This window comes from Phyllobacterium sp., assembly GCF_037994425.1.
Taxonomy (GTDB): Bacteria; Pseudomonadota; Alphaproteobacteria; order Rhizobiales; family Rhizobiaceae; genus Phyllobacterium.
In genome coordinates this window covers 1-3,376 of sequence record NZ_JBBNAM010000321.1, presented here as the reverse complement: position 1 = coordinate 3,376, position 3,376 = coordinate 1, and the positions used below count along the sequence as shown (strand labels likewise).

The 3,376-nt window shown below is 59.1% G+C and carries 3 protein-coding genes; 1 reads left to right on the top strand and 2 read right to left on the bottom strand.

From position 1 onward, the window contains the following. Window positions 1-97: 97 nt before the first annotated feature. Both AAAB35_RS21355 and AAAB35_RS21350 read right to left on the bottom strand, forming a co-directional pair. The gene (locus AAAB35_RS21355; protein ID WP_340670284.1) at window positions 98-598 is read right to left on the bottom strand and encodes a gluconokinase; all 501 of its coding nucleotides are present in this window, start codon (window positions 596-598) and stop codon (window positions 98-100) included. Next, complete coding sequence (locus AAAB35_RS21350) at window positions 595-1,362, bottom strand: SDR family oxidoreductase (RefSeq protein WP_340670283.1); 768 nt, start codon at window positions 1,360-1,362, stop codon at window positions 595-597. Before AAAB35_RS21350 ends, AAAB35_RS21355 begins: the two co-directional genes overlap by 4 nt. Before the next feature lie 206 nt (window positions 1,363-1,568). Here AAAB35_RS21350 and AAAB35_RS21345 point away from each other — a divergent pair, with 206 nt between their 5' ends. Next, complete coding sequence (locus AAAB35_RS21345) at window positions 1,569-3,002, top strand: aldehyde dehydrogenase family protein (protein WP_340670282.1); 1,434 nt, start codon at window positions 1,569-1,571, stop codon at window positions 3,000-3,002. Window positions 3,003-3,376 lie beyond the last annotated feature (374 nt).

Genomic DNA, 3,376 nt, shown 5'->3' with positions numbered 1-3,376 from the left:
CGGCATCACAGCGGCGGCGAACGAACGCGCAACCGGAACCTCCATCGCAGCAGCAAACTTCATCCCAAAAGCCCGGCCACGCCGGGCTTTCTTGCGTTCAAGCGGCTAATTTACTCAGCCAGGCAACGCACTTCTCCACGATAACATCGATCGTTTCGGACACATCCTGGCGCAGCACCAGCGGTTCACCAACCGGGCTCTCAAGCGTGGCGAGCTGACTGTCCAGCATTGAAACCGGCATGAAGTGGCCGGTGCGCTTGGCCATATGCTCCCGTAGGACAGCCTCGCTGCCATCAAGGAACACGAAGGCAAGCGGTGCGCCCGCTTGCTCCCGAAGGCGATCCCGATAGACTTTCTTCAAGGCCGAGCAGGAAACGACGATACCCGCTTCAGCCTTGGCGAGCGTCGCCCCGATTTGGTCAAGCCACGGCCAGCGGTCATCGTCGTTCAGTGGAGTGCCTGCCGCCATCTTGGTTACATTGCGCGCCGGGTGCAGGCTATCGCCTTCGAGGAAAGGCACGCCCATAGCCGCGGCGATGCCGGCGCCAACGGAGGATTTCCCGGAGCCACTTACGCCCATGACAACGACCCGAATCATAGCGAAGCCGTGATTCCGCCGTCGACATGAAGTACCTGGCCATTGACGAACGAAGACGCGTCCCCGGCAAGAAAGACTGCTGCTCCCACCAATTCCTCGACATTGCCCCACCTACCCGCAGGCGTGCGCTTTTCGAGCCAGGCGGAAAACTCCGTATTGTCGATCAAAGCCTGGTTGAGCGGCGTCTTGAAATAGCCGGGCGCAATTGCATTGATCTGCAGGCCGTACTTTGCCCAATCGGTGCACATGCCACGAGTCAGGTTGCGGACCGCGCCCTTGGTTGCCGTATAGGGCGCGATCGAGGGACGCGCGAGTTCGCTCTGGACAGAGCCAATGTTGATGATCTTGCCGCGACCCCGCTTGATCATGTGCTGCGCGACGGACTGGCCTGCATAAAATACGCTGGAGATATTGGTCTGCAGCAGTTGCTGCCACTTGTCCTCGGGAAAATCCTCGAGCGGCGCGCGGAACTGCATGCCGGCATTGTTGACGAGAATATCGATCGGTCCAACATCATTCTCGATGAGTTCAACCCCAGCCCGTACGGCGGCAAGATCGGTCACATCGAAGGTCGACGCATGGGCAGTCAGTCCCATGGTCGTCAGTTCATCCACGGCAGCATCGACTTTTGCCTTGTCCCGCCCGTTGATGACAACCGCCGCGCCGTGATCGGCAAGTCCCTTGGCCAGCGCGAAGCCGATACCTTGGCTCGAGCCGGTGACAAGGGCGAGCCGGCCCTCCAGATTGAACAGCGGGTAGGCCATGTATTTCGTTCCTCCATCCAGACGTGAACCGACCTGTAAGCGCAGACAGGCATGCCTATATTAAGCATTCGAATCGGCGGCGATATTTGCACGAACAGGCAGCGCGGCGAAACCGAATCGGCGCAAATCGAAAGACGCGGGGCAATTTCAGGTTGAACACAATTGCCCCTATGCTATTGGTTCGGCCAAACAGAGAGAGATATATCATGACCTTGCACCAGAACCTCATCAACGGCGAATGGTTCGGCGGTGATGCCGTTGCCAACGTCAATCCGTCGAATACCAATGACGTGGTCGGCGAATATGCGCGCGCCACTGCCGAAGATACGCTCAAGGCGATAGCCGCAGCGAAGGCGGCTTTCCCGGGATGGTCAAGGTCGGGTATTCTCGAACGCCATGCGATCCTGCGCAAGACCGCCGACGAAATTACCGCCCGCAAGGACGAACTCGGCCGGCTCTTGTCGCGTGAAGAGGGCAAGACTCTCGCGGAAGGAATCGGCGAGACACTGCGCGCCGCGCAAATTTTCGATTTCTTTGCCGGCGAAGTGCTGCGGCTCGCGGGTGAAGTGCTGCCGAGCGCTCGCCCGAACATCGGCGTCGAGATTACCCGCGAGCCGGTTGGCGTCGTCGGTATCATCACACCCTGGAATTTTCCGATCGCCATCCCGGCCTGGAAGATCGCGCCGGCCCTTGCCTACGGCAATACGGTGGTGTTCAAGCCGGCCGATCTCGTGCCCGGCTGCTCCTGGGCTATTGTGGATATTCTCCATCGCTCCGGCCTGCCCAAGGGCGTTCTCAATCTCGTCATGGGCAAAGGGTCGGTCGTCGGCCAGACCATTCTCGATAGCGCGGACGTTCAGGCGATCACCTTCACCGGATCCGTCGGGACGGGCAAGCGTGTTGCAGCCGCCTCGATCGAGCATATGCGCAAGTTCCAGCTGGAAATGGGCGGCAAGAATCCCTTCGTCGTGCTCGACGACGCAGATCTGAACGTGGCGGTCGATGCTGCGGTCAACAGCGCCTTCTTCTCGACCGGCCAGCGCTGCACAGCGTCGTCGCGTATCATCGTCACGGAAGGGATTCACGACAAATTCGTTGCCGCCGCCACCGAACGCATGAGGGGCCTTGTTGTCGATGACGCTTTGAAGGCGGGGACTCAAATTGGCCCGGTCGTCGACCAGAGCCAACTCGACCAGGACATGAATTATATCGAAATCGGCAGGAGCGAAGGCGCCAAGCTTGCGTTCGGCGGCGAACGGCTGAATCGCGAGGCGCCCGGTTTCTACCTGCAGCCGGCGCTGTTCACCGAGGCAACCAATCAAATGCGCATCTCGCGCGAGGAGATCTTTGGCCCCGTCGCCAGCGTAATCCGCGTTAAGGACTACGAAGAAGCGCTGCACACGGCCAATGACACTCCCTTCGGCCTGTCGTCCGGCATTGCGACGACCAGCCTGAAGCACGCAACGCATTTCAAGCGCAATGCCGAAGCCGGTATGGTGATGGTCAACCTGCCGACCGCAGGGGTGGATTTCCATGTTCCTTTCGGCGGCCGCAAGGGTTCGAGCTACGGTCCACGCGAGCAGGGCAAATATGCGGCCGAGTTCTATACGACGGTCAAGACTGCCTATACGCTGGCTTAGTTTCGCTTACATCTCGTGAGCGCTTCGATTTCCGCAGGCGCTGCCATGGCAGCGCCTGTTTTCATTGGGCTTTTCCGATTAAATCCGGCCGCTTATCCACAAGGCTTGTGGCGGTGTTGAAAAAGTTTGGAGAAATTGCAAAATCGGTGTTGACAGTTTTGTTGGGTGGGGTCTATATACCGGCACAACGAGGGCGGGGCGCCGCTGGCGGTTGCTGAATGCGCCCTGAGGTTTGCTTAGGTTTGACTGCTTTGAGCGGTTGGGTTTAGGCGAGCGGTCTTTGCGAGATTTTAAGGATTGTTGCGGAAGTGACATTCTTTCGGGCCTGACCGGAAGGTTGGGTTTGTTTGGCCGGATTGGCCGGACATTTTAGT

Excerpts from the sequence above, each read along its gene's own strand:
- AAAB35_RS21350 (WP_340670283.1), bottom strand. The coding sequence starts at position 1,362 with ATGGCCTACCCGCTGTTCAATCTGGAGGGCCGGCTCGCCCTTGTCACC.
- AAAB35_RS21355 (WP_340670284.1), bottom strand. The coding sequence starts at position 598 with ATGATTCGGGTCGTTGTCATGGGCGTAAGTGGCTCCGGGAAATCCTCC.
- AAAB35_RS21345 (WP_340670282.1), top strand. The coding sequence starts at position 1,569 with ATGACCTTGCACCAGAACCTCATCAACGGCGAATGGTTCGGCGGTGAT.